Origin of the sequence: Rhizohabitans arisaemae (genome assembly GCF_025996515.1) — a bacterium.
Taxonomy (GTDB): domain Bacteria; phylum Actinomycetota; class Actinomycetes; order Streptosporangiales; family Streptosporangiaceae; genus Rhizohabitans; species Rhizohabitans arisaemae.
The window spans coordinates 368,276-392,140 of record NZ_BLRH01000029.1 but is presented as its reverse complement, the minus strand read 5'-3'; the positions used below and the strand labels follow the sequence as shown (position 1 = coordinate 392,140).

The window sequence follows — 23,865 nt, the reverse complement described above, 5'->3', positions numbered from 1 at the left end:
CGGCGCTCCCGGTGGACGGTCAGCGACAACACTGGGCGCTGAACACGCGACAGCAGTCGACGTGCGCGCATCGAGTCAGGTACATGCCCTGGTGCATGCCGTCGACGTTACGGAGGCCACGTCGAAATGTCAACTTTCCCTACCTGATAAATAGGAAATTTCGGAAATGAGGAGGGGCGCCGGGAATGTCCCCAGCGCCCCTACCCCGCGCCGCCGATCACCGCAGGTAGAACGGGCCGTAGTAGTGGCCCAGCTTCTCGCGGTAGCCGACGTCCTCATGATGGAATCCCGCGTCGTACCGGGGAGCGCTCTTGATCTCCTCCTTGGTGCGGTCCACGTAGACGCGCTGCTCGGCCGGATCGACCTCCTGGACCACGCCGGCCGGGAGCATCACGTGCTTTCCGAAGATCCACGGGCCGGTGTCCACGATGAGATGGGCGGAGCCGACCTCCTCGGTCGCCGCGGCGACCTTCCCGATGCTTCCGTCCACGGCCTCGACCCGGTATCCGACCAGGTCCGCGCCCGGGGCGTACTTCGACGTCGCGCGGTATCCCCAGATGTCGTATGCCATCTTCGTCTCCTCCGTTTTGCGGAGCACCCCCGCTACCCCGGCCTCCGACGGTCAAACACCCGGGCGGCTCCCCGGTTCCGCCGCCCCCGGGACGGGAGTGGGTACGCTCTCACGTCATGGCCGCCGCCGAGTCCTCTCAGACCCTGGAGCGCGGGCTCCGCCTCCTGCGCCTGCTCACCGACGGAAGCGAGGGGCTCACCCCGACCACCCTGGCGGCCCGGCTCGAACTGAGCCGTCCGGCGGTGTACCGGCTCCTCACGACCTTGCAGAACGAGGGATTCGTACGGCGAAGCGCCGACGGCCGGGTCCACCTCGGCTTCGGCGTGCTCCAGCTCGCCCGGTCGGTCCATCCGCTCCTGCGCGCCGCGGCGCTGCCCGTACTCCGCCGGCTCGCCGAGCAGGTCGGCGCCACCGCGCACCTCACGGTCGCGGAGGGCTCGGAGGGATTGGCGATCGCGGTGGTCGAGCCGTCCTGGACCGACATCCACGTGGCCTACCGGGAGGGCGCCCGGCACCCGCTGGAGCGGGGCGCCGCGGGGCTGGCCATCCTCTCGGTTCGCGCCGCGGAGATGACTGAGCCGGGCTCCGCTGGGGAGGTATCCCCACAGGCCGCGCCGTACTTCGTCACCGAGGGGCAGCTTCAGCAGGACGCGCGGGGGATCGCAGCCCCGATCCTGGGGCTGCCGTCGCTGGAGGCGAGCGTCGGGGTGGTGACGTTCGGCGCCCTGGACGCGACCGCGGTCGGCCCCCGGGTGGTCGAGGCGGCCGGCGAGCTGCGCGACGCCCTGGCCTAGGCATTGACAGACACACGGAGTCACGTAGCATCGTTGTACGAATAGAGGACATTGACGTCCGATAAACGGACAAGGAGAAGGCGATGCCGTACTACCGGGTCGTGGGCGAGATCCCACGCAAGCGTCATACACAGTTCCGGCGGCCCGACGGCGGCCTGTACTCCGAAGAGCTCATGGGCGAGGAGGGCTTCTCCTCGGACTCCTCCCTGCTCTACCACCGGTACCTCCCCACGGCGATCGTCAAATCCGAAGCCGTCGAACCGCCCGGCTCGACCGACCTCCGCCCCAACCTGCCGCTCGCCCCACGCCACTTCCGCACCCAGGACCTGCCCTCCGGCGGCGACCTCGTGGCGGGCCGGCAGCTCCTCGCCGGCAACGGCGACGTTCGCGTCTCCTTCGCCGCCGCCACCGAGCCGAGCGAGCTCTACCGCAACTCCATGGGCGACGAGTGCGTGTACGTGCAGAGCGGCCGGGTGCGCCTGGAGTCGACCTACGGCGCCCTTCCCGCCGCCGAGGGCGACTACGTCGTAATCCCCACCGGCACGATCCACCGCTGGGTGCCGCTCGGCGGCGAGGTCAAGGCGCTCACCGTCGAGGCGGCCGGCCACATCCGCCCGCCCAAGCGGTACCTGTCCAAGTACGGGCAGTTCCTGGAGCACGCCCCCTACTGCGAGCGGGACCTGCGCGCACCCGCCGAGCCGCTGATCGTCGAAGGCGGGGAGACGCCGGTCCTGGTCCGCACCCGCGGCGGCCTCACCCGGCTCACCTACCGGAACCACCCGTTCGACGTGGTCGGCTGGGACGGCTGTCTCTACCCCTACGCGTTCAACATCGCCGACTTCGAGCCCATCGTGAAGGGCATCCACGCCCCGCCGCCGGTCCACCAGACGTTCGAGGGGCCGAACTTCGTGATCTGCTCCTTCTGCCCGCGGCCGCTGGACTTCCACCCGGAGGCCGTACCGGTCCCCTACAACCACCACAACGTCGACTCGGACGAGTTCATGTTCTACGTGGGCGGCGACTACACCGCGCGCAAGGGGTCGGGCATCGACGTCGGATCGATCTCCCTGCACCCCGCCGGGTTCACCCACGGGCCGCAGCCCGGCGCGGTCGAGGCCTCCATCGCCGCGGTCAAGGAGGGCAAGACCACGGCCAACGAGCTCGCCGTCATGATCGACACCTTCCGCCCGCTCGACCTGGGTCCGGCCGCGCTCGCCGCCGAGGACTCCGAGTACGCCTGGTCCTGGGTCCGATGAACACCCTCTTCCACGGACTCGTGGACGACGCCGGGCTGTTTCCCCCCACGCAGCTGTCCATGGCCGGGGCGCTCGACCGGCACATCGCCGACGTCAAGGAGGGCAGCCCGGTGCTCACCCACCGGTTCCTCTGCCCGTCCAGCCGCCTCGACGAACTGCGCACGCTGCTCATGGAGCCGATCAGGATCGGCCTCATCCTGGAGGCCCCGCGCGTGCCGTCGTTCGACGACCTCGACGTCGAACTGATCGAAGTACGGCTGCCGGCCGCCGGGGAACTCCCCCGGCACCTCCCGGTGTACTACGAGCCGCCGCGGGAACCGGGCTGGCTCGACGTGGTCGCCGGTCTGCCGCGCGCCAAGGTGCGGTGCGGCGGGCTCAGCCCGTCCCTCTTCCCCACCGCGGCGGAGCTGGGGGCCTTCATCCAGACCTGCGTCGACGGCGGCATCCCCTTCAAGGCGACCGCCGGGCTGCACAACGCCGTCCGCCGGTTCGACCCGATGCTCGCGGTCCACCGGCACGGCTTCCTCAACCTCGTCACCGCGGTGTGCGCCGCGGTCGACGGCGGCGACGTGACGGCGGTGCTGGAGTCCGAGGACGCCGACGAGCTGGTACGGCTGGCGCGGGCGGTCTCCGACGAGACCGCGGCGCGGGCGCGTGAACTCTTCGTCTCGTACGGGTCGTGCAGCACCCGCACCCCGATCAAAGACCTCCGTAATCTCGGCCTTTTGGAGAAGTGATGTCCGGCTTTACCCCGCCGCCCTACGGGGTGTTCTCCCGTCCCGGTGAAGCCCCCCGGGTGGGGGTGAAGGTCGGCGACGCCGTTCTCGATCTCGCCGCGGCCCTGGGCGACGACGTGTTCGCGGCGCCGAGCCTCAACCCCTTCCTGGCGCTCGGGCGCCCGGTGTGGCAGGCCGTGCACGAGCGGGTCCGGGCGGCGCTGGCCGACGGCGCCGAGACGATCCCGCTCGCCGAGGTGCGGTCGCACCTGCCGTTCGAGGTGGCCGACTACGTCGACTTCTACTGCTCGCTGGAGCACGCCTCCAACCTCGGGCGGATGTTCCGGCCGGACGAGGAGCCGCTCAAGCCGAACTGGCGGCATCTGCCCGTCGGGTATCACGGCAGGGCGGGCACCGTGGTGGTCTCCGGTTCGCCGATCAGGCGGCCTTCGGGCCAGCGGGCGCCGGGGCCGGAGTTCGGTCCGTCGCGCAAACTCGACATCGAGGTCGAGCTGGGTTTCGTGGTGGGTGCGCCCACCGAGCTCGGTGAGCGGGCCGGCTCCTTCGAGGACCACGTGTTCGGGGTGGTCCTGGTGAACGACTGGAGCGCCCGGGACATCCAGGCCTGGGAGTACGTCCCGCTCGGCCCGTTCCTCGGGAAGTCCTTCGCGACGTCGGTCTCGGCGTGGGTGGTCCCGCTGGAGGCGCTCGCGCACGCCCGGGTCCCGGGCCGGGAGCAGGATCCGGAGCCGCTCGACTACCTGCGGCGGTCGGCGCCCTGGGGGCTCGACCTGGAGTTCGAGGTCACGCTCAACGGGCAGGTGATCTCGCGTCCGCCGTACCGGGGGATGTACTGGACCCCGGATCAGATGCTCGCCCACATGACCGTGAACGGGGCGAGCCTGCGGACCGGCGACCTGTTCGCCTCCGGGACCGTCTCCGGCACCGAACCCGATCAGCGCGGGTCGTTGATCGAGATCTCCTGGAACGGGGCCGAGCCGCTCAAGCTGACCGACGGCTCCACCCGGGCGTTCCTGGAGGACGGGGACACGGTGACGATCACCGCCACCGCGCCCGGCCCCGGCGGGGAGCGGATCGACCTGGGCGAGGTGACCGGCACGGTCCGGTGAAGCCATCGGGGCGCGATCACACCCCAAAAGGATGGCAACAACCTGTAGTCACGCAATAACCCTCCGCCTTCAGATCGATAGCCTGGCCGTCTTCGGAGCGCTCGGAAGGCGGAGGAAATGCGGCTTGGCCCTGTTCTATCCACGATCGTGATCGCGGCGATGGCACCGGGCTGCTCGTCCTCATCGGCCGAGTCCCCCGACACGAGCGTCCTGCCCAAGATCCGGGTCTCCCCCGCGGACGGCGTGCAACGGGCCCGGCCGGACCGCGGGGTGACGGTGAGGGTGGATCGGGGCGCGCTGGTCAAGGTCGCGGTCAGCGTGAAGGGCGTCCCGGTTCCCGGCCGGTTCGACACCGCGTCCCGCGTCTGGAGGTCCAGCTGGGCCCTCCAGCCGAACGCCGAGTACGTGGTCAACGCCACCGCCCAGAACAGCCAGGGCGTGCAGACCAGCCTCACCCGGTTCCGGACCCTCAAGCCGGCGAAGTCGTTCTCGGTGACCTCGGTGACACCCGACCAGGGTGAGCAGGTGGGGGTGGGCATGCCGATCGTCGTCACGTTCAGCGCCCCGGTGACCGAGCGGGCGGGGGTCGAGCGGAGCCTGGAGGTCCGGGCGCAGAAACCGGTCGAAGGGGACTGGCGCTGGCTGAGCCCGACCCAGGTCGCCTACCGGACGAAGACCCTCTGGCCCAGCCAGCAGCTCGTCACGTTCACCGCCCATCTCACCGGGGTCCGCGCCGCGCCCGGCGTGTACGGCTCCGCCGACCGCACGGTCTCCTTCGGGGTGGGACGCAGGCAGGTGAGCCTGATCGACGCCGTCGCCAAGCAGATGACGGTCCGGCAGGACGGCTTGATCATGCAGCGGATGGCGATCAGCGCGGGTATGGGGAACACCAAGGAGTACACCACGACGAGTGGGTTCCATCTCGCCATGGAAAAGGGCAACCCGGTGAGAATGGTCTCTCCGGGCCGGAAGAAGGGCGACGAGGACTACTACGACCTGCTGATCAACCACGCGGTGCGGATCTCGCACAGCGGGGAGTACATCCACGCCAAGGACAACGTGTGGGCGCAGGGCCGGGTGAACGTCAGCCACGGATGCGTCAACGTCCGGCCCGACCAGGCCGAATGGTTCTACACCAACACCCTCCGCGGCGACCCTGTGATCGTCAGCGGCACCACCCGCCCGCTGGATTGGCACAACGGCTGGGGCTACTGGCAACTCAGCTGGGAGGAGTGGACGGAACAAGTCAAATAAAAGATCCTTTTGGCCTCCGATAAATATGCCACGGGGCGACTTCGAGGGATATCGTGAAGTAAAAGGTTCATTGGCTGGAAGGCCATATGCAATGGACGCCTGGATAATCTGGCTGGTCTTGGCGATCGTTTTCGGTGTCGCCGAGATCGTCACGCTGACCGCCGCACTCGGGCTCCTGGCGATCGCCGCCCTCGTCACGGCGGGGACCGCGGCCCTGGGTTTGCCCGTCGCCCTGCAGTTCGTGGTGTTCGGTGCCGCCTCAGCCGTCGGACTGGTCCTGGTCCGCCCCATCGCACGGCGCCGCCTGCGCCAGCCGCCCGCCCGCCGATTCGGGGTTCCGGCACTCGTCGGCAAGACGGCGTACGTCACCAGTGAGGTCACCGGACGGGGCGGCCGGGTACGCCTGAACGGTGAGGAATGGTCTGCCCGAGCCTACGACGAGTCACTCGTGATCCCCGTCGGGACGACCGTGGACGTGTTCGAGATCGAGGGGGTAACCGCCCTCGTCTACCCTCGGGAGTAGCGCATGGGCATCGAAACGCTCTTGGTCCTGATGTTCGCGGCCCTCGCGGTCGTCATCGTCGTCTTCAAGACGGTCCGGATCGTCCCCCAGGCGAGGGCGGCCAACGTGGAGCGGCTCGGCCGCTACCACCAGACCCTGGAACCCGGGCTCAACTTCGTCATCCCGTTCATCGACAAGATCCGCCCCTTCATCGACCTGCGCGAGCAGGTGGTGTCGTTCCCGCCGCAGCCGGTCATCACCGAGGACAACCTCGTGGTGGACATCGACACCGTCCTGTACTTCCAGGTGGTGGACCCGCGAGCCGCCTCCTACGAGATCTACAACTTCATCCAGGCCATCGAACAGCTCACCGTGACCACGCTCCGCAACGTCATCGGCGGCATCGACCTGGAAGCCACCCTCACCTCCCGCGACCACATCAACAACCAGCTCCGCGGGGTGCTCGACGAGGCCACCGGAAAGTGGGGCATCCGGGTCAACCGCGTTGAGATCAAGGCGATCGACCCACCGCGCACGATCAAGGAGGCGATGGAGAAGCAGATGCGCGCCGAGCGGGACAAGCGCGCCACGATCCTCAACGCCGAAGGCGTCCGCCAGGCCCAGATCCTCACCGCCGAGGGCGACAAGCAGAGCGCGATCCTGCGGGCCGAGGGCGAGCGGCAGTCCGCCATCCTGCGGGCCGAAGGCCAGTCCCGCGCGATCGAAGAGGTGTTCCAGGCCGTCCACCGCAACGACCCCGACCCCAAACTCCTCGCCTACCAGTACCTGCAGATGCTGCCCAAACTCGCCGAAGGGCCGGGCAACACGTTCTGGGTCATCCCCGGCGAGGTCACGAGCGCTCTCCAGTCGGTCACCAAGGCGTTCAGCGAGGTGCTGCCGCAGAGCCCGGCCACCCGGGCGGAGCCGTCACCGGAGGCCAAGGAGGCCGCCCGCGAGATCGAAGCCGCCGGCCCCGAGCTCGACCAGGTCGTCAAGGACGCCATCAAGGAGGCCGAGCGCCTCCAGCGCCCGGGCGGCGGCTCCACCCCCAAGCCACCTCAGTGATCCGCCGAGCACCTCAGCGGGGTGGGGCGGGTACGGGGAGGGGGGCGGCCGATCCCCGTGCCGCCGTGACCAGCTCGCAGAACCGGCGGTAGCGGTCGCGCTCGGCCGCGACCGGGGTGAGCACGAGGTCCTCCGCCACCTGCTCGACCGCTTTGTACAGGCGCCGCTCGACCCGACGCCGCCGCCGTCTCCCACCCACATAAGCGATAAATCGGCATATGAGGGCTAGGATCACTCCGGCCAGCGCGCCCCCGATCAGCAGGGTCGTCGGCCACGGCAACTCACCGAACGTCGGATTCGGCGGCTCGGGCAGCCGCAGATAGCCCAGCAGGAACAAGGCGCCCAGCCAGAGGGCGCCCGCGACCATGGCGGCGAAGACCAGCCACTGCAGCGGACCGGCGACCCGCCACCACAGCGGCCGCCGCCCCGCCTCCAGTTCGGTCCCGGCGACCGCCCGGTCCAGCGCCGACTCCAGCTCCCCGGCACTTGAACGGGCGGAGCCCCGTACCGCCGCCGCCCACGGCTCGGGCACGCCCACGGCGGCGTTCCGCCCGAGCGCGCGCAGCGCCGTGTCCACCCGGGAGCGCTGCACCCCGGTCGCCGCGGGCAGCGAGGTCCGCCCCGCCGTACCGCCGCCGGGGACACCCCGGAGGCCGAGGGCCGCACCCACCCCCGAGGGCAGCCTCAGGCGCCGCAGCGGGTCGGGGCGGAACCGGCGGAGCAGGCGGGTGACCGGCCAGCCCGTGGCGATCCCCGAACGGTATCGGTGGGCCTTCTCGACCGCCCGGGCCACCACCGGCACCCCCGCGGCGGACGCGAGCGCGTCGACCAGCTCCGCGCTCTCCACCTTCCGCGCGGACCCGGTGGGCGGGGCGGCGAGCCGGGCGGCGGCCACGGCGGCGTCGGCCTCCAGCCGGAGCATCCACGACCGGCGGTCCCGGACCCGACCGGCGAGCAGCTCCCGCAGACCGCCGAGACCGAACCCGGTCTTGGCCGAGACCGACAGCACCGGCACGTCCGAGAGGAGCAGCCGGCGCAGGTCGCCGGAGACGGAGGCCACCGACTCGACGGGGAGCCGGTCCACCTGGTTGAGCACGAGCAGGGTGACGTCCCGATGGGCGGCGAGCGGACGGAGATAGCGTTCGTGCACGGCGGCGTCCGCGTACTTCTGCGGGTCGACCACCCAGATCAGCAGGTCCACCAGACCGACCAGGCGATCGACCTCCATCCGGTGTTCGACCCGGATCGAGTCGTGATCGGGCAGATCCAGCAGGATCAGGCCGTCGAGCCCGGCACCGTGATCGGCGTGACCGAGCAGATGCCGCCGGGGCACGCCGAGCCAGTCCAGGAGCTCCGCCGCGCCTTCGGCCGTACCCCACACCGCGGCCTGCGCGGCCGCCGTCGTCGGACGGAGTGCGCCCACCTGGGCGACCTGGTCGCCGATGAGCCGGTTGAACAGCGACGATTTCCCGCTCCCGGTCGCGCCCGCGAGCGCCGCCACCGTGTACTCCACCGAGAGGCTTCGCCGCGCCCCGGCCCGCCCGACGACGGTGAGCGCCGAGTCGACGCAGGCGTCGTCGAGCCGCCCCCGGGCGAGTTCGGCGGCCTGGGCCAAGGCGTCGAGCCGATCTCCGAGCTTCACAGCTCCCCCGACGCCGCGGCCACCGCCGCCGCCGCGGCCCGCAGCCCGGCCGCGCCCGCCCCGTCCAAATGAAGATCGTCGACCATCTTGGTGTACCGGACCGACTCCTGGTCGAACACCCGCCCGACCCGCTCCCGCAGATCCCTGGTGGCCTCCGCGGCGAGCTGCCGTACCGCCTGATCACCGAAGATCGCCTCCAACAGCCGCTGGCTCAGCACGGACGTGCCGCCCGCGATCCCGATCTCCAGCCCGGAGAGCCCCGCCGTCTGCGCGAACACCAGCAGCATGAGCAGCAGGCCCACCCCGTTCACCCCGAACGAGGCGACCCGGGCCATCGTCCGCTTCCCCGCGCCCTCCATCCGGACCAGGGTCAGGACGAACCCCTGCCAGTCACGCACCGCCTCACCGGCCCGCGCCTTGAGCTCCGGGGAAGCCCGTCCCAGCCTGCTCGCCGCCACCACGCCGTCCCGCTCCAGCAGCGCGAGTCCGGCCGGCCGCGCCGACCAGGCGTCCACCGTCCGCTCCGCCGCCTGCTCCGCCGAATCCCTGATCAGCGACTCCACCCCGGTCTCCAAGGCGACGGCCAGCCCCGCCTCGGGCGCGGGGCGTCCGGTGAGGACGGCGACGATCCGATCGCGCAAGCGGCCCACCCGGCTCTCCAGTGCCCGCATGAACTCGCCGGTGCCGATGAACTCCTGCCAGCGCGCGAGCACCTCGCCCCGGAGCAGCGATCCGTCCCGCATGCCGTCGTCGAACTGCTCCCGCGCCCGCCGGTAGGCGCCGTACACGTCCCGGCGCAGCGCGTCCGCGGTCTCCAGCTGGACGTCCACCTCGTCGGCGAGCCGGGGAACCCGGGTCCCCAGGGCGGTCAGGGCCCCGGAGAGGGTCTGCCGGACCACCGCGTCCCGTGCCTGCTCGTCGGCGGCGAGCCCGGCGAGCCACCCCTCGATGGGCTGTACGGCCTGCGGCGGCAGCCTGCCCTCGGTCAGGGGAAGCTCGGCTACGCCGAAGAGCGGGACCCCGGACAGACCGTGCTCGTCGAGCAGTCTGGCCAGGTCGGCCCGTACCTCGTCCATGATCTCGGCGGGGACGCGGTTCAGGACGATCGCGAGGGCCAGACTCCGCTCGCTCGCACTGCGCAGGAAGCCCCACGGCACCTCGTCGGCGTACCGGGACGACGTCGTGACGAACAACCACAGATCGGCCGCGGCGAGCAGCTGGGCGGCGAGCTCGCGATTGGCCGTCACCACCGAGTCGATGTCGGGGGCGTCCAGCAGGGCCAGACCCGCCGGCACCGTGTCCTCGGCGACGATCCGCAGGGTGCCCGGCTGCTCCGGACCGGACCCGGAGACCCGCGGCAGGCCGGGCAGGACCCGCTGCTCGGTGAACCAGGACAGCTCACCGGGATTCACCGCCAGCGTGGGCGCGAGGGTCGTCGGGCGCAGCACACCCGGCGCGGCCACCTCCGCGCCCACCAGCGAGTTGACCAGCGTCGACTTCCCGGCCCCGGTGGAACCGCCCACCACCGCCAGCAGCGGGGCGTCGATCTGGGTAAGCCGCGGCACGATGTAGTCGTCCAGCTGCGCGGCGAGCTCGCGCCGGGCACGGCGGTGCTCGGCGACACCGGACACCTCCAGAGGAAAGAGCTCCCCCTCAAGCCGGTGCCGCAGATCCCCTAGGGCCTCCAGCAAGCTCACAATCCGGTCATCCCCCGCCTGGTTCCATTTATCCACCGGGGAAAACGCCTGCTTGACCCACCACCGCCCGCATCAGGCCCACGTCATCCGCGACAGCCCGTACCGCGTAGCCCATCGTCGCCGCGTGCGGGAACGATCGACCACGCGGCCGTGAACCGCGGCAAACCATCCCGCCCGGACCGGCCATCGCCTCTGACCTGGGCCGACGGCCGTACCAACCTCTCTCTGCGGCACCGGCTCCGCGCCCCGGGCGGCATCCTCCCCCGGCGGAATCCGCAAAGCCCATCGACTCCCGTGACAGTCACACAAACTTGGGGGAGAGTGGCGGGCTCCTGACCCCGGGCACCTGCCGCTGAGCGGCCGTTCCGCCGCCCGCGCGTTGGGATGATGGGGGCATGCCACCGCGACGATTGGATGCCGGACAGGTGAGGGCCGCCCTCGACAAGCAGCTCGGCACGCTGGGGAGGCCGCCGTACGACGGGCCGCTCGGGGGTGTGTTCGGGGCGTGTGTCGCGGTGGTCGCCGAGCTCTACCGGCACGGCGGGGTTCCCGAGCGGGACGCGGCGCGCTCGGCGGTGCGTCACCTGCTGGAGACGCTCGTCACGGCCGCGCCGGGCAGGTCGGTGGAGGTACGCGTGCCGCCGTACGCCGCCGTGCAGTGTGTGGAAGGGCCCCGGCACACCCGGGGAACCCCGCCGAACGTGGTCGAGATGGACCCGCCCACCTGGCTCGCCCTCGCCACCGGCACGACGACGTGGGCCGAGGCCGTGGCCGACGGCCGGATCTCCGCGAGCGGGCCCCGCGCCGACCTCTCGCCCTATCTTCCGATCACCACGGCAAACGACTGACACATCCCGCGAGCGGGTTTTCACAGGTCAATGGTGGGAATCCGATCGGCTACCGGCCGGACTCCCGCCGGCTTCCGAGTTTTCGGTGTCCGAGATTGGCCGCACGGCGGGTCAAAGGCCGGGAGACGACACCCGGAATCAGGCTGGGGTGGTTATCCCGAAAAGCTCGTTGATACAAGCGTTGGTGGAGGCGTCGTCCGGATACCTGACCGGGTCCGCGCACTCCAGGATCCCGGAGAAGTAGGGGGCGACCAAGACCACGAGCAGCACGGTGATGATGAGCGCCAGCAGGTTGAGGACGATGCCGACCACCGCCATGCCGCGACCACGGCCCTTCGCCGCGGCGACGATGCCGAGGATCAGCCCGATGACCGATCCGATCCCGGCGATGCCGAGGGTGAACAGCCCCACGATCCCCAGCACCAGTGACGTGATCGCCATGCCCTTGGATTGCGGGGCGGGCGGGGTCGAATAGCCCGATCCGGAGTATCCGGAGTAGGGGGCTGCCGACAGTCCGTACTGCCCGGGGGCACTCGCGACCGGTTGCTTGACCTCGTCGCGGCCGATCGGGCGGGTCTGGTTGGGGTCCTCGGGGGTGGTCACTGTCGGTTCTCCCAAGTGGTGGGTGGGAAATCTGATCAATTGTCGACCAGACTCTCACCTTCTCTCCCGGGTCACCAGGGGTTCGGCGTCACCGGGTATGTCCACGGCGGTTCACGGCGCCTGCGGGCCGGGCGTCGGCGTCAGGAACGGCATCAAATTCTCGATGCACCTTTGCTGATCCTCACTTGTCGGATATTTCGTCCGATCGGAGCATTCACCCACGGTGGCGAAGAACCACTCCGCCAAGGGGATGGCGAAGACCAAACCTATGATCGAGAGAATCAGCGCCAGGCCGTTGAGGACGACGCCGGCGATGGCCATCCCCCGGGACCGATCCTTGACCACGCCCATGACGCCCAGGACCAGGCCGACGATCGACCCGACCCCGCACAGCCCGCAGGTGAAGATGCCGACGATCCCCAGGACCAGGGAGGCGATGGCCATCCCCCGCCCGGGCTCCGACGGTGGAGGCGCCCACCCCGCCGGGGGCGGCGGCTGGGTTCCCCCGGAGAAGCCGGAACCGCCGGGCTGCGAAACCCCCGGATACCCCGCGGCGCCCGGGGGCGGTTTCGGCGGCTCCCACGGCTTCTCCGGACCGGGTCCGGGCTGCCCTGGAGACACGGACTCGGCTTCGGGCCGGTGTGGCTGTTCCGGGCCGGGTTCGGGGTGGCGGAGCGCATCGGGGGTTCCTGGGGCCGGTTCGGGCCGTCGAGCCTCCCCCGGAGTCTCAGGACCGGGTTCAGGCCGCCGAGCCTCCCCCGGGGTCTCAGGACCGGGTTCGGGTTCGGGTCGCCGCGGCTCGTCTGGTGTCGTCACTTCTGATCTCCTGGCGTCGAGTCCGGCGAGTCCGAGTTATCCGAGCCTCCCCCCACCAAGCTCTAGATCAACGATCAAGCGGGCAAAGGTTGGCTTCGAGATCTCCCAAACCGGCCTCGACGCGATCGGCGACGCGAAGGATCGATCAAGCACGGCCAGTCGGTGATCGTCGCGCCTTCTGCGCCCCCGAGGGGGCGGGCAGCACAACGATCAACCGGGGAAAGTGCGGGCCGTCGTCGCGAAAACCCGGGGATGCCACAGGTTTGGCAAAGAACCGCCGCCCGGGCCCTGATCAGGAGTGAAAGCCCGGATTTCACAGGGTTTCCGATGACCCCAGGATTTATCCACAGGCTGTGGACAACCCGCCGGAAAATCCACTTCACCGGCCCCGGGGTACGCCAGGCTCCGCAGCCCGCCTAAACTTGTGCATGTGCTCAAGGGCGACGGCCGACTCGGTCATGACCTGGACCCCCGCGACCAGCCTCCGAAGGACGCCTGCGGCGTCTTCGGCGTATGGGCGCCCGGGGAGGATGTCTCCAAGCTCACCTACTACGCGCTCTACGCGTTGCAGCACCGCGGACAGGAGTCCGCAGGCATCGCGGTGAGCGAAGGCCACCGTATCCTCATCTACAAGGACATGGGGCTGGTTGCCCAGGTCTTCGATGAGACGATCCTCGGCACGCTCCGCGGCCACCTGGCGATCGGCCACAACCGGTACTCGACCACCGGTTCGAGTGTCTGGGAGAACGCCCAGCCGACACTCCGCTCCACCGACGTGGGCGGTCTCGCCCTCGCCCACAACGGGAACCTCATCAACACCCCGGAGCTCGCCGCACGCCTCGGTTCCGAGGACATCCGGGCGACCACCGACACCGAGGTGCTGACCGCCCTGCTCGCCGACGGCTCGCAGTCCATCGAGGACGCCGCGGCGCAGCTCCTGCCTGAGGTTCGCGGCGCCTACTCCCTGGTCTTCATGGACGAGAAGACGCTCTACGCCGCACGGGATCCGCAGGGCGTCCGCCCGCTGGTCCTCGGCCGGCTGGAGCGCGGCTGGGCCGTGGCCTCCGAGACGGCGGCGCTGGACATCGTCGGCGCGACCTTCGTCCGTGAGATCGAACCGGGTGAGCTCATCACCATCGACGAGCGAGGCGTCCGCTCGCGGCGCTTCGCCCTCGCCGAACCCAAGGGCTGCCTCTTCGAGTACGTCTACCTGGCCCGCCCGGACACCACCATCGCCGGCCGAGGCGTGCAGACCACCCGGGTCGAGATCGGGCGCCGCCTGGCCCGGGAGCACCCCGCCGAGGCCGACCTGGTGATCCCCACCCCCGAGTCGGGCACCCCCGCGGCGATCGGGTACGCCCAGGAGAGCGGCATCCCGTACGGCCAAGGCCTGGTCAAGAACTCCTACGTGGGCCGTACCTTCATCCAGCCCTCCCAGACGATCCGGCAGCTGGGCATCCGGCTCAAGCTCAACCCGCTGCGCGAGGCCATCGAGGGCAAGCGGCTCGTCGTGGTCGACGACTCGATCGTGCGGGGAAACACCCAGCGGGCGATCGTCCGGATGCTGCGCGAGGCGGGCGCCAAGGAAGTCCACGTGCGCATCTCCAGCCCGCCGGTGAGCTGGCCCTGCTTCTACGGCATCGACTTCGCCACCCGGGCCGAGCTCATCGCCGGCTCCCTCGACGTCGAGGAGATCCGGGCGTCGATCGGCGCGGACACGCTCGGCTTCATCTCCCTGGAGCAGCTGATCGAGGCGACGACGATCCCGAGAGAGCGGCTCTGCCGGGCCTGCTTCGACGGGATCTACCCGATCCCCGTCGACAAGGGCAGTGTGGGGAAATACGTCCTGGAGCAGGCCGCCCAGTGATCGGGCGCGCCCCAGCGAGGAAGAGACAATGACCAGCTACAAGACCGCCGGTGTCGACATCGAGGCGGGAGATCGCGCAGTCGCCCTGATGAAGGCGCACGTCGCCGGGGCCCGGCGAGTCGAGGTCGTCGACGACCCGAGCGGATTCTCCGGCCTGTTCGACGCGTCCGCGCTGCTCCGGTACGAGCGGCCGCTCCTGTCCACCTCGACCGACGGGGTGGGGACCAAGGTCGAGCTGGCCCGCCGGATGGGCGTGTACGACACCATCGGCCACGACCTGGTCGGCATGGTCGTCGACGATCTGGTGGTGTGCGGGGCCGAGCCGCTCTTCATGACCGACTACATCGCCTGCGGCAAAGTGGTCCCGGAACGTATCGCGGCCATCGTCGCCGGGGTCGCCGACGGCTGCCGTAAGGCGGGATGCGCCCTCATCGGCGGCGAGACGGCCGAACATCCGGGTTTGCTGGAAGAAGATGAGTTTGACCTCGCGGGGGCCGCTACGGGGGTTGTAGAGGCTTCTGCGGTACTTGGAGCGGCTCGGGTGCGTCCTGGAGACGTCGTCCTCGCCCTCGCCTCCTCCGGGGTCCACTCCAACGGCTTCTCCCTGGTGCGGCACATCCTCAGCGCGAAGGGGCTCCCGCTCGACGCGGACCTGCCCGAGCTGACCCGCCCGCTCGGCGAGGAACTCCTCACGCCGACGCGGATCTACGCCCTCGACTGCCTCGACTTGGCGAGCCGGAGCGAGGTTCACGCCTTCGCCCACATCACCGGCGGAGGCCTCACCGCCAACCTGGCCCGATCCCTGCCCCCGACCGTGGACGCGGTGCTCCACCGGGACTCCTGGACGCCACCGGCCGTCTTCGAGGTCCTCGCCGGATACGGCGGCGTCACGGCCGAGGAGATGAACCGCACCTTCAACCTCGGGGTGGGTATGTGCGCGATCGTGCCGGCCGACGCCGTGGACGGCGCCGTCGCCGTACTCACTGAACGAGGCCTACCGGCCTGGGTGGTCGGCGAGATCGTCCCCGGGAGCGGCCGGTCGGAGCTGATCGGAAAGCACCCGACGGCGTAACCGGCTGTGCCGTCCGGGCACGGCAGCGACACCCGGCGTGCCGAGGCACACCGGGTGTCCTAACCGCCTGTACCGCTGACGGCCGATGACCTACCTGCGGCCGGTCGTCCCGTCCTTGCGGTCGTCTCCGTCGCCGTAATCATCGGCGTAGTCGGCGTACCGATCCGCCAGATCGTCATAGGAGTCGTCATCCCGCTTGGAGTCGTTGTCGTTGACTCCGAGCTCCGTGCGAAGACGCTCAAGATCGGTGCCCCCGCTGTTGTACTTAAGCTGGCGGGCTACCTTCACCTGCTTGGCCTTAGCTCGGCCGCGCCCCATGGCTCGACCCCCTCATGCGGGGCCGTGCTCGACCCCTCGTCGCTACGCTACGCGAGGGCTGACGTGTCCTGACGCTCATCGTCAGCTCTCGTTCGCCTATTACCGTACCTGTTTTACGCTCAGCTCGGTACGCCGTATCGTCGGCGGCGGTCAGGTGCCGAGCCAAATACCCCTCAGGCGCCCGACCTCCGACATCCTGCGTTCGGCCAGCCGGTCGGCGGCGACCGCCGGCGGGACGCCCTCGTCAGCGGCGATCTCAAAGATCCGCAAGGTCGTGTTGTAGATCCGCGTCGCCTTGGACCTGGCACGATCCATACTGAACCCCTCGATCTCATCGGCGACTTGAATGACCCCGCCTGAGTTGACGACGTAGTCCGGAGCGTAGAGGATCCCGCGGTCGGCGAGCTGCTTCTCCACTCCGGGGTGAGCGAGCTGGTTGTTTGCTCCACCACACACAATAGTCGCGTTCAGCCGAGCCACCGTGTCGTCGGTCAAGGCACCGCCCAGCGCGCAGGGGGCGTAGACCTCGATGTCCGCACCTGTGATCTCTTCCTGGTCCGCGACGACCTCGACACCCGGGTACACCCGGAGTACCCGGTCGACCGCCTCCCGGCTGACGTCGCAGACCACCACCTCGGCCCCGTCGTCGACCAGGTGCTTGACGAGCCGGTGCCCGACCTTGCCCACGCCCTCGACGCCGACCCGCCGGCCCCGCAGGGACGAGGTGCCGTACCGGTGCTCGGCGGCGGCCCGCATGCCCTGGTAGACGCCGTAGGCGGTGAGGATCGAGGAGTCTCCCGCGCCACCGTGCTCGACAGTGCGGCCGGTGACGAAACGGCTCTCCCGCGCGACGATGTCCATGTCCTCGCTGTACGTGCCGATGTCGCAGGCCGTGATGTACCGGCCGCCGAGCGACTGGAGGAACCGGCCGTAGGCCCGGAGCAGGGCCTCCGACTTCATCGTGGCCGGATCGCCGATGATCACGGCCTTGCCGCCCCCGTGGTCCAATCCGGCCAAGGCGTTCTTGTACGCCATGGCGCGTGAGAGATTGAGCACATCCGCGAGTGCTTCGGACTCACTTGGGTAGGGGTAGAAACGTGTGCCGCCGATGGCGGGACCCAGCGCGGTGTTGTACACGGCGATGATGGCGCGCAGTCCGCTACGCTCATCGGAGCAGAAGACCACCTGCTCGTGTTGCCCACCGGCACCTGGGCTCGCGTCCTTGTGGGACAGCCCGGAAAAGACGTCGGTCACGGTTGTGACTCCTGGTCTCGGGGACCGTCGCTCCGCTGCGACGGGTCTCGCACCCAGAGTATCCCCCCTGTGATCATGTCCTTAATCTCTCATGACGCGATCGCGGACAAGACGCGGTCCGTCGTGACACGATGCGCTCGTGCTCCCGTATGCCGCCTACCTCCGTGTGTACGAACCGCTGGCCGCGTTTACCAACCCCCAACGTGCGTTTTGGGAGGACTATGCCCTCTCGGACCGCAGGCCGCGTCCTCGCCTGACGCTGGAGGCCGAGCACGCGGAGGCGGTACGGCGCATGATCGCCGTACCGCCCATCGTGGCCCCTCCGCACGAGAGCGCCCACGCCTACCTCCGGCGGGTGGAGGACACCCTCTACGTCTCGCCGTGGCAGAGCCGGCTGCGATCGTGGCTCGCCTTCGTGAAATTCTCCGGGAGTACGCCGGCGAACCTCATGGACCGCTTCGTCCCGGGGGGTGTCGCCGAGCAGACCCTCGCCGACTTCGAGAAGTACAAGCAGGCGGGCGGAACGGACGTCACGCTCCGCACTCATATCCTGAGCAGCACCTGGCACGTGCCAACCGCATGGTTCGTCCCCTTCGACCCCACCGAGCGCTGGCTCCGCCTCAGCGACCCCGGCGAGGGCGGACGCGACTCCGGCGCCACGACCGCGACCCGCAACCTGATCTACGTCACCTCCATGGGGCACGCCCGCAAGCGGGTGGCCCGGGCGCTCGCCGTGATCAGACGTCACCTGGACGAGGCGGGGCCGCTGATCAAGGTTGAGGACGTCGGCCGCTGGCTGGAGGAGTTCCATCCGCACTCCCTGGTCGAGCTGGACTACGGCGGTCTCGTCCACCTCCTCGACGACGAGGCCCTGCGCACCGACCAGTCGGTCGGCGAGATCGCCGCGGCGCTCACCGGACTCGACTCCGGGCAGGAAGAACTATCGGCGGCCATGTACCAAAGGGTCACTACTAGGTGGCGTTCCGTTCAGGCCCTTGAATCTGCGAATTAAGGGATAAAGCATCCCAGATAGCGCTCGCATTGGGTCCCCAGGGACAGGAATCTCACTTGTGAACTGACCAGTTTGGCGGTTTTCGCAGCGATACCACGAAACGTGTCGCTAGAATCACGCAGCGTGACATCAACACGTGGACGCCTCGTTGGCCCCCAGGGGTCGCCAATCGCTCTGCGTGCCTGTATGGTCACATCGGGTGATGCCACTTATGAACCCGAAAACCGCATGAACGGGATCATCTGGGGACATCCGTGACAAGCGCCAAGAAAAGTCGCAGGATCGCTGTCGCCGGTCCACACGGAGGAGAGGCCGCACAAATGTCAGCTCGTACACCCGAGGCCGAGCCACTGCTCACCCCGGCGGAGGTCGCAACCATGTTCCGCGTCGACCCCAAGACCGTCACTCGGTGGGCGAAGGCGGGCAAGTTGACGTCCATCCGCACTCTCGGCGGACACCGGCGCTACCGGGAGACCGAAGTGCGCGCGCTGCTGGCGGGAATTCCGCAGCAGCGGTCCGAGTAACGCGGGGCCGCTTAGACCTAGGGGGGACTCTGGGCGCGCTCGCGTGAATCTCAACGTGAGCGCGCCTGCCGTACAGAGCGGCGCCGCCCGCCCGGCGCCGCCCGCCTAGGTGAGGTCTCCTCGCCTTGCCCCCATGGAGCACTACCCTCGCGGCCTTGTCCGCATGCGCCGATCAGGGCGGGACATCCCTCGTCATCGGTTCGACCCGGCGATCACACCTCGCCACCCGGAGTGCCCGGCACACACCCGAGCGCCGGCCGAACGGACCGGAGTGCCGACGGTGGAGTAACCCGCGGTACCCCATTGGCGCCTATCGTTCCGGCCGAGTTCTCGGCACCGCTGAATCCACCCGGCCCTTCCACGGTCTCCCGAACATCGGGTTGACCCGCGTCGGCCCGAGGTCGAACCTCCAACCATTTCGTCACCGTGCGTAGTCAAAGCCGTCCGTCGAGACCGCGACGGCGATTGCGTCATGCCCGCCGACGAGCCCAAACGCCGCCTCGCACCCCGGATCGGACGCGGTGGGGCGGCCCGCTCACCCCGCTACTCAACAGCCGCCGGTAAAGACCGGAAGATCGCGAGTGCGGGTGACCCGTATCCCTCCGCAGCAATCGATCGTTTGGTGGGGCAGGAAGGAACGGAGGTTCCGGGACCGAGAGGTCCGCGAGCAAGAACGACGTCCGGACCCAGCAGCCGGACAACAAGCAGGAACCATCACGTCAGCCCGGGAGAGCCATGTCAGGCCCAAGCATGGGATCGTCGGTCCGGGCCTCGGCCCGACCGGCCGCAGGCACCATTCGGCCCCCCAAGATCACCCCTGAGGCGAATCGCCAAGGAAGCGATCTCATTGTGGGGCCCCAGGGTGGACGCCCTCGGCCTACCATTCGCAACGTCGCCGAGCGCGCCGGAGTCTCCAAGTCTCTCGTCTCACTCGTGCTTCGTGGATCACCACATGTCAGTGAGCACCGTCGGGAAGCCGTTCTCCAGGCGGCGCGAGAACTCGGCTATCGGCCCAACGCGGTCGCGCGCAGCCTGGTCGAGGGACGTACCCACCTCGTGGGAGCACTCGTTGCAGATCTCCACAATCCTTTCTACGCCGAGTTCCTCGACGGCCTGCAGGAGAGCCTGCACGGCGAAGGCCTCCGGCTCCTGATCGGCAGCGGCCGCTGGAATCCCGCGTTCGAGACCGAGGCGGTCGAGGCGTTCCTGGAGCTGCGCGTGGACGGACTGGTGCTCCTCGGCGTGGTCCCCGCCAGCGACTCGCTCGCGGAAGCGGCCGCGTACACGCCCACCGTGGTCGTCGGTGAGCGTGCCGTCGGCCTGTCCGGTGTGGACATCGTCATCGACGACGACGAACTCGGCGCCAGGCTCGCGGTGGACCACCTGGTCCAACTGGGTCATCGCGCCATCGCCCACATCGAGGGCCCGCCGTCGTCGGCGGCCCGCGGGCGCTGTGAGGGCTACCTCGTCGCGATGCGCCGGCACGGGCTCGTCTCCTACATCCAGGTGGAGTCGAGCGACTTCAGTGAGTTCGGCGGCTACCGCGCGGCCCGCGACATCCTGAGCGGAACACCACGCCCGACCGCCATCTTCGCCCCCAATGACGTGGTCGCGGTGGGTGCTCTCACCGCCGCAAGCGAACTCGGCCTCCGTGTCCCGGAAGACCTGTCGATTGTGGGATATGACAACACACACATCGCCGCCGTCCACCACATCTCACTCACCAGCGTCGACCAACCCCGGCGCGCCATGGGCCGTTCGGCGGCGGGCCTGCTCTGCGACCGGATCGGCGACCCCGGACGAGTCGGCCGAGTTCGCCAGGTCACCCCGCATCTGGTGGTCCGCAGGAGCACCGGCCCAGCCCCTTCGGACGCCCAAGAGTGAGTCAAGCCATGACGTGCTCTCCCGCATCGGTTGTATCACTGAACTTGACGTCGGCCCCCTAGCCGACATCAGATTGGTTCCACGGGGGTGCAGTCATGCGTGATCCAGAGCTGGTGTCGTGCGCACAGCGGGCCGCTGCCGATCTTGGGCAGGCCTGGGCGATGTGGCGTGCGACGCATGGGCGAAACGGGCGGACAAGCCCGGAAGCCGTGGCGAGTTACGTCGCCCACTCGATCGACCATCCCTGGGGTCGCCCACGGGTGGTGCTCGGCCTCGACGCCGAGGACGCCAAGGAGTTGACCGCTCTGCTGAAGGGTGCACGGGCGGCTCAGCACTCCTGGTGACATCCAAGCCGCTTCCTCTGGATTCCTGCTCCCCCACCCGCGGGAATCCAGAGGAAGCCCAGGAGATTCCCCACATCTCAGCCCGACCATCTCTCCCCACGTAAATTGGTGCGTTGAATCCCGGTGATTCACGAGGTGAGGAGGCCAGATGAGTCGAAAAGCCCTGACGTCCGGTGGAGGCCGTCCGGCGGCCGTACTGGCCTTGTGCCTTTCCATGGCGCTCGGTACGGCCTGCGGGACCGCGGGAACCGAAGGCCACGCCGCACAGCGGCCGCAGGACGCCGTACGGCCGGAGGCGGCGAGAACCGCCCCGGAGTCGCGGACGCCGGGCACGTTACCCGGATCGCCACCGGCCAGAGGCTCGCTGGCGGGGAAACGGATCGTCCTGGACCCCGGGCACAACGGGAACAACTATCGCCATCCCGAGATCATCAACCGCAAGGTCAATGTGATCACTGAGCGGAAGGCCTGTGACACGACCGGCACGCAGGCTCCGGGCGGCTACACCGAAGCCGCGTTCACCTGGGACGTCTCCAGGCGGCTGGCCGAGATCCTCCGGCGCCAGGGCGCCACGGTGACCCTGACCCGCACCAGCAACACCGGGGTGGGGCCGTGCATCACCGAGCGGGCCGCCATCGGGAACAAAGCCAAGGCCGATGCCGTACTCTCCATCCACGCCGACGGCTCCGCGCCGCGGAACCAGGGCTTTCACGTAATCGTCCCCAAGAAGATCAACGGCCCGGTGGACCCGGTGGTCGCGGCGTCGGCACGCCTCGGCGTCGACATCAGGAACGCCTACGCGAAAGGAACCGGCATCCCTTACTCCACATATGTAGGGAGCGAGGGGATACATGCGAGAAACGACATCGGTGGCCTCAATCTTTCGACTGTCCCCAAGGTTCTGCTTGAGTGCGGGAACATGAAGAACCCGAAGGAAGCGGCCAAGTTCGCCGATCCCAAGTTCCGCGAGCGGATCGCCGTATCACTATCCCGCGGATTGAACACCTATCTGAGATAACGATCAGTTCAGGCATCATCGCCTTATGAGGGATTTGTTGCCACGCCCGACGGCCGTACATCCGGCTCCCGGGGAATTCGTGTTCACATCCGCCACCGGCCTCAGCGGGCCGGATGACCTCACCGCGCCGATACGGTCGGCGCTCTCGGTCGTACCGCTTGCACCGAACGGGACGGGGATCGAGGTGGAACGCGATCCCGCTCTCCAGGCCGAGGCGTACACCTTGAGCGTGACCCCGGAGCGGATCCGCATCACCGCCGCCGATCGCTGCGGGGCCTTCTATGCGGCGCAGACCCTGCGCCAACTGCTCCCCGACGCCGTCTGGCGCGCCGCCGTGCCCGCGGGCACCCGGTGGGCCGTCCCCTGTGGGGTCGTCGAGGACGAACCGCGGTTCTCCTGGCGTGGGGCCCATCTTGATATCTCGCGGCATTTCATGCCCAAGCGTGAAGTGCTCAGGATGATCGACCTCCTCGCGATGCACAAGATGAACCGGCTCCACCTCCACCTCACCGATGATCAGGGGTGGCGGGTGGAGAGCCATCGGTTCCCCCTCCTGCATGTGATCGGCTCGCATCGGACCGAGTCCATGATCAGTCACTATGAGGAGGACGCCAGCTACGACAGCACACCCCACGGGGGCTACTACACGCTCAACGATCTCGCCGAGATCGGCGCCTACGCCGAGGCCAGAGCGATCACCATCGTGCCGGAGATCGACGTCCCCGGGCACGCCGCGGCGATCCTGGCCGCGTATCCGGAGCTCGGCAGCCGACACGACACCACCTACCAGGTGCTCGGCAAGTGGGGCATCTCCCGCGCGATCCTCTCACCGCTACCCGCGACGGTGGACTTCCTCACCGAGGTGTTCGCCGAGATCCTCGCCGCCGTCAAGACCCCCTACTTCCACCTGGGCGGCGACGAGTGCGTCCTGGACGACTGGGAGGCGAACCCGGAGATCGAGGAGTACCGCCGGTCCCTCGGCCTCGGCAGCATGGGCGAACTCCACGCCCACTTCCTCCGGGAGCTCGGCGACCGGCTCGCCGAGCACGGCTGCCGTGCCGTCTACTGGGACGAGGCCTACGTGAGCGGTCGCCTCCGCGACGACTCGCTCATCATGGCCTGGCGCGGCATGCAAGTGGCACGCCGAGCCGCGAGCGCCGGCTACGACGTCATCGCGACACCCGTCGTGCCCACCTACTTCGACTACGCCGAGGTCGACGACGCGAACGAACCCCTCGCCATCGGCGGTCCCATCACCCTCGACGACGTCGCCTCGTTCGAACCGGCCCCCGCGGACTGGCCGGAGGAGGCGTCCGCCCACCTCGTCGGCACCCAGTTCCAGCTGTGGACCGAACGGATCCCCGACGGCCGTACCCTCGACTACCGCGCCTGGCCGCGGGGCTGTGCCCTCGCCGAAGTCGCCTGGTCGGGGTCTGCCGACGCGGAGTTCACGGGCCGACTCACCGGCCACCTCGCCAGGCTCGACGCCTACGGGGTGGAGTACCGGCCGCTCACCGGCCCCCACCCCTGGCAGTCGGGCGGTACCGGCCCCCGGCGCCACCGCCCCGGCCGCATCGTCGCCGCCGACGTGATGACCCGCCTCGACGGGATGACCCTGGACGCGGCGTCCACCCGCCCCAGCATGTGACCCGGCACCCGTAACCTCCGCCTCAGGTGG

23 protein-coding genes are annotated in these 23,865 nt (G+C 69.4%); 16 read left to right on the top strand and 7 right to left on the bottom strand.

Annotated elements, in window-relative coordinates; genetic code table 11:
• Nucleotides 1–217: 217 nt before the first annotated feature.
• The gene (locus RUR_RS13295; protein WP_283135316.1) at nucleotides 218–571 is read right to left on the bottom strand and encodes a PRC-barrel domain containing protein; all 354 of its coding nucleotides are present in this window, start codon (nucleotides 569–571) and stop codon (nucleotides 218–220) included.
• Between the two features lie 116 nt (nucleotides 572–687).
• On the opposite strand from RUR_RS13295, the gene RUR_RS13290 reads away from it, so the two are divergent.
• The 7 genes from RUR_RS13290 to RUR_RS13260 all read left to right on the top strand — a co-directional run bounded on the left by RUR_RS13290 (nucleotide 688) and on the right by RUR_RS13260 (nucleotide 7,288).
• Nucleotides 688–1,365, top strand: coding sequence for an IclR family transcriptional regulator (locus tag RUR_RS13290; protein WP_283135315.1), 678 nt, complete (start codon nucleotides 688–690; stop codon nucleotides 1,363–1,365).
• Nucleotides 1,366–1,448: 83 nt separating this feature from the next.
• Complete coding sequence (locus tag RUR_RS13285) at nucleotides 1,449–2,621, top strand: homogentisate 1,2-dioxygenase (protein WP_283135314.1); 1,173 nt, start codon at nucleotides 1,449–1,451, stop codon at nucleotides 2,619–2,621.
• Entirely contained in the window at nucleotides 2,618–3,358 is a 741-nt protein-coding gene (locus tag RUR_RS13280; RefSeq protein ID WP_283135313.1) for a hypothetical protein, read from the top strand. Before RUR_RS13285 ends, RUR_RS13280 begins: the two co-directional genes overlap by 4 nt.
• Entirely contained in the window at nucleotides 3,358–4,467 is a 1,110-nt protein-coding gene (fahA, locus tag RUR_RS13275; protein ID WP_283135312.1) for a fumarylacetoacetase, read from the top strand. Before RUR_RS13280 ends, fahA begins: the two co-directional genes overlap by 1 nt.
• A gap of 117 nt (nucleotides 4,468–4,584) precedes the next feature.
• The gene (locus RUR_RS13270) at nucleotides 4,585–5,721 is read left to right on the top strand and encodes a L,D-transpeptidase (protein WP_283135311.1); all 1,137 of its coding nucleotides are present in this window, start codon (nucleotides 4,585–4,587) and stop codon (nucleotides 5,719–5,721) included.
• A gap of 91 nt (nucleotides 5,722–5,812) precedes the next feature.
• Nucleotides 5,813–6,244: an NfeD family protein gene (locus tag RUR_RS13265; RefSeq protein WP_283135310.1), complete on the top strand. Its 432-nt coding sequence runs from the start codon at nucleotides 5,813–5,815 to the stop codon at nucleotides 6,242–6,244.
• 3 nt (nucleotides 6,245–6,247) lie between these two features.
• Nucleotides 6,248–7,288 (top strand): SPFH domain-containing protein, encoded by a 1,041-nt coding sequence (locus RUR_RS13260; protein WP_283135309.1) that lies wholly within the window; start codon nucleotides 6,248–6,250, stop codon nucleotides 7,286–7,288.
• 13 nt (nucleotides 7,289–7,301) lie between these two features.
• Here RUR_RS13260 and RUR_RS13255 read toward each other — a convergent pair whose 3' ends face one another.
• A complete protein-coding gene (locus RUR_RS13255; protein ID WP_283135308.1) occupies nucleotides 7,302–8,930 on the bottom strand; it encodes a GTPase in 1,629 nt (542 codons plus the stop codon).
• On the bottom strand, nucleotides 8,927–10,627 hold the full coding sequence (locus RUR_RS13250) for a P-loop NTPase family protein (RefSeq protein WP_283135307.1): 1,701 nt from the start codon (nucleotides 10,625–10,627) through the stop codon (nucleotides 8,927–8,929). The genes RUR_RS13255 and RUR_RS13250 overlap by 4 nt, the downstream gene beginning before the upstream one ends.
• 395 nt (nucleotides 10,628–11,022) lie before the next feature.
• On the opposite strand from RUR_RS13250, the gene RUR_RS13245 reads away from it, so the two are divergent.
• A complete protein-coding gene (locus RUR_RS13245) occupies nucleotides 11,023–11,475 on the top strand; it encodes a sterol carrier family protein (RefSeq protein ID WP_283135306.1) in 453 nt (150 codons plus the stop codon).
• A gap of 138 nt (nucleotides 11,476–11,613) precedes the next feature.
• On the opposite strand, the gene RUR_RS13240 is transcribed toward RUR_RS13245, so the two are convergent.
• Nucleotides 11,614–12,078 (bottom strand): DUF4190 domain-containing protein, encoded by a 465-nt coding sequence (locus tag RUR_RS13240; RefSeq protein WP_283135305.1) that lies wholly within the window; start codon nucleotides 12,076–12,078, stop codon nucleotides 11,614–11,616.
• Between the two features lie 111 nt (nucleotides 12,079–12,189).
• A complete protein-coding gene (locus RUR_RS13235; protein WP_283135304.1) occupies nucleotides 12,190–12,522 on the bottom strand; it encodes a DUF4190 domain-containing protein in 333 nt (110 codons plus the stop codon).
• Between the two features lie 802 nt (nucleotides 12,523–13,324).
• On the opposite strand from RUR_RS13235, the gene purF reads away from it, so the two are divergent.
• Both purF and purM read left to right on the top strand, forming a co-directional pair.
• Nucleotides 13,325–14,761, top strand: a complete 1,437-nt coding sequence (purF, locus tag RUR_RS13230; RefSeq protein WP_283135303.1) for an amidophosphoribosyltransferase — start codon at nucleotides 13,325–13,327, stop codon at nucleotides 14,759–14,761.
• Between the two features lie 28 nt (nucleotides 14,762–14,789).
• Nucleotides 14,790–15,833 carry a phosphoribosylformylglycinamidine cyclo-ligase gene (purM, locus tag RUR_RS13225; protein ID WP_283135302.1) on the top strand — a complete coding sequence of 348 codons (1,044 nt, stop codon included), beginning with the start codon at nucleotides 14,790–14,792 and terminating at the stop codon, nucleotides 15,831–15,833.
• Between the two features lie 90 nt (nucleotides 15,834–15,923).
• On the opposite strand, the gene RUR_RS13220 is transcribed toward purM, so the two are convergent.
• Both RUR_RS13220 and RUR_RS13215 read right to left on the bottom strand, forming a co-directional pair.
• A complete protein-coding gene (locus tag RUR_RS13220; protein ID WP_283135301.1) occupies nucleotides 15,924–16,151 on the bottom strand; it encodes a DUF3073 domain-containing protein in 228 nt (75 codons plus the stop codon).
• Between the two features lie 150 nt (nucleotides 16,152–16,301).
• Nucleotides 16,302–17,405: a Glu/Leu/Phe/Val family dehydrogenase gene (locus RUR_RS13215; protein WP_283135300.1), complete on the bottom strand. Its 1,104-nt coding sequence runs from the start codon at nucleotides 17,403–17,405 to the stop codon at nucleotides 16,302–16,304.
• 139 nt (nucleotides 17,406–17,544) lie between these two features.
• Between RUR_RS13215 and RUR_RS13210 the strand changes: the two genes are divergently transcribed.
• The 6 genes from RUR_RS13210 (at nucleotide 17,545) to RUR_RS13185 (ending at nucleotide 23,835) form a co-directional block, all read left to right on the top strand.
• On the top strand, nucleotides 17,545–18,417 hold the full coding sequence (locus tag RUR_RS13210) for a DUF8083 family protein (protein ID WP_283135299.1): 873 nt from the start codon (nucleotides 17,545–17,547) through the stop codon (nucleotides 18,415–18,417).
• A gap of 320 nt (nucleotides 18,418–18,737) precedes the next feature.
• Nucleotides 18,738–18,941, top strand: a complete 204-nt coding sequence (bldC, locus tag RUR_RS13205) for a developmental transcriptional regulator BldC (RefSeq protein WP_013133571.1) — start codon at nucleotides 18,738–18,740, stop codon at nucleotides 18,939–18,941.
• A 735-nt stretch (nucleotides 18,942–19,676) separates the two neighbouring features.
• The gene (locus tag RUR_RS13200; RefSeq protein WP_428846992.1) at nucleotides 19,677–20,825 is read left to right on the top strand and encodes a LacI family DNA-binding transcriptional regulator; all 1,149 of its coding nucleotides are present in this window, start codon (nucleotides 19,677–19,679) and stop codon (nucleotides 20,823–20,825) included.
• Between the two features lie 95 nt (nucleotides 20,826–20,920).
• Entirely contained in the window at nucleotides 20,921–21,169 is a 249-nt protein-coding gene (locus RUR_RS13195) for a hypothetical protein (RefSeq protein ID WP_283135297.1), read from the top strand.
• Between the two features lie 148 nt (nucleotides 21,170–21,317).
• Nucleotides 21,318–22,187 (top strand): N-acetylmuramoyl-L-alanine amidase, encoded by an 870-nt coding sequence (locus RUR_RS13190; RefSeq protein WP_283135296.1) that lies wholly within the window; start codon nucleotides 21,318–21,320, stop codon nucleotides 22,185–22,187.
• Between the two features lie 25 nt (nucleotides 22,188–22,212).
• Nucleotides 22,213–23,835, top strand: coding sequence for a beta-N-acetylhexosaminidase (locus RUR_RS13185; RefSeq protein WP_283135295.1), 1,623 nt, complete (start codon nucleotides 22,213–22,215; stop codon nucleotides 23,833–23,835).
• The last annotated feature ends 30 nt before the right edge of the window (nucleotides 23,836–23,865 follow it).

Excerpts from the sequence above, each read along its gene's own strand:
- RUR_RS13195 (WP_283135297.1), top strand. The coding sequence starts at position 20,921 with ATGCGTGATCCAGAGCTGGTGTCGTGCGCACAGCGGGCCGCTGCCGAT.
- RUR_RS13190 (WP_283135296.1), top strand. The coding sequence starts at position 21,318 with ATGAGTCGAAAAGCCCTGACGTCCGGTGGAGGCCGTCCGGCGGCCGTA.
- RUR_RS13260 (WP_283135309.1), top strand. The coding sequence starts at position 6,248 with ATGGGCATCGAAACGCTCTTGGTCCTGATGTTCGCGGCCCTCGCGGTC.
- RUR_RS13185 (WP_283135295.1), top strand. The coding sequence starts at position 22,213 with ATGAGGGATTTGTTGCCACGCCCGACGGCCGTACATCCGGCTCCCGGG.
- RUR_RS13235 (WP_283135304.1), bottom strand. The coding sequence starts at position 12,522 with ATGGCCATCGCCTCCCTGGTCCTGGGGATCGTCGGCATCTTCACCTGC.
- RUR_RS13220 (WP_283135301.1), bottom strand. The coding sequence starts at position 16,151 with ATGGGGCGCGGCCGAGCTAAGGCCAAGCAGGTGAAGGTAGCCCGCCAG.
- RUR_RS13265 (WP_283135310.1), top strand. The coding sequence starts at position 5,813 with ATGGACGCCTGGATAATCTGGCTGGTCTTGGCGATCGTTTTCGGTGTC.
- RUR_RS13245 (WP_283135306.1), top strand. The coding sequence starts at position 11,023 with ATGCCACCGCGACGATTGGATGCCGGACAGGTGAGGGCCGCCCTCGAC.
- RUR_RS13295 (WP_283135316.1), bottom strand. The coding sequence starts at position 571 with ATGGCATACGACATCTGGGGATACCGCGCGACGTCGAAGTACGCCCCG.
- RUR_RS13280 (WP_283135313.1), top strand. The coding sequence starts at position 2,618 with ATGAACACCCTCTTCCACGGACTCGTGGACGACGCCGGGCTGTTTCCC.
- RUR_RS13270 (WP_283135311.1), top strand. The coding sequence starts at position 4,585 with ATGCGGCTTGGCCCTGTTCTATCCACGATCGTGATCGCGGCGATGGCA.
- bldC (WP_013133571.1), top strand. The coding sequence starts at position 18,738 with ATGTCAGCTCGTACACCCGAGGCCGAGCCACTGCTCACCCCGGCGGAG.
- RUR_RS13290 (WP_283135315.1), top strand. The coding sequence starts at position 688 with ATGGCCGCCGCCGAGTCCTCTCAGACCCTGGAGCGCGGGCTCCGCCTC.
- purM (WP_283135302.1), top strand. The coding sequence starts at position 14,790 with ATGACCAGCTACAAGACCGCCGGTGTCGACATCGAGGCGGGAGATCGC.
- RUR_RS13200 (WP_428846992.1), top strand. The coding sequence starts at position 19,677 with ATGTCAGGCCCAAGCATGGGATCGTCGGTCCGGGCCTCGGCCCGACCG.
- fahA (WP_283135312.1), top strand. The coding sequence starts at position 3,358 with ATGTCCGGCTTTACCCCGCCGCCCTACGGGGTGTTCTCCCGTCCCGGT.
- RUR_RS13285 (WP_283135314.1), top strand. The coding sequence starts at position 1,449 with ATGCCGTACTACCGGGTCGTGGGCGAGATCCCACGCAAGCGTCATACA.